Below are 261 nucleotides of genomic sequence, written 5' to 3'. Positions count from 1 at the left end.
AACGTCTCCAGCCCGGCGACCGAGAAGTCGTAGACGTGTTCGTGTTCGGGCTCGATCGCGTCGATCGACTCGATGCGTTCCCAAGACGCGCGATCGATAGTTCGATCGACATCATTGGTCCCCTCAACTGTGGTCCCACCATCAGCCGCAGTGACAGGCGCGAAGTCGAATTCGGCGGTGTCTGAGGTCCCGTCGTATGAACCGACAACCGGAAGCTCGTCCCCAACTTCGAGTGTGTCGCTCGCAATCGGCTTGATTTCA

1 protein-coding gene is annotated in these 261 nt (G+C 58.6%); it reads right to left on the bottom strand.

Going from position 1 to position 261, the window contains the following annotated elements:
• Positions 1-261 (bottom strand): DNA-directed RNA polymerase subunit A'' (locus HKX41_12060; protein NNC24869.1); only part of this gene is annotated, 261 nt, incomplete at both ends.

Source organism: Salifodinibacter halophilus (genome assembly GCA_012999515.1).
GTDB classification, from domain to species: Bacteria; Pseudomonadota; Gammaproteobacteria; order Nevskiales; family Salinisphaeraceae; genus Salifodinibacter; species Salifodinibacter halophilus.
Note: the sequence above shows the minus strand (reverse complement) of the source record. Positions and strands in the feature narration are given on the sequence as shown.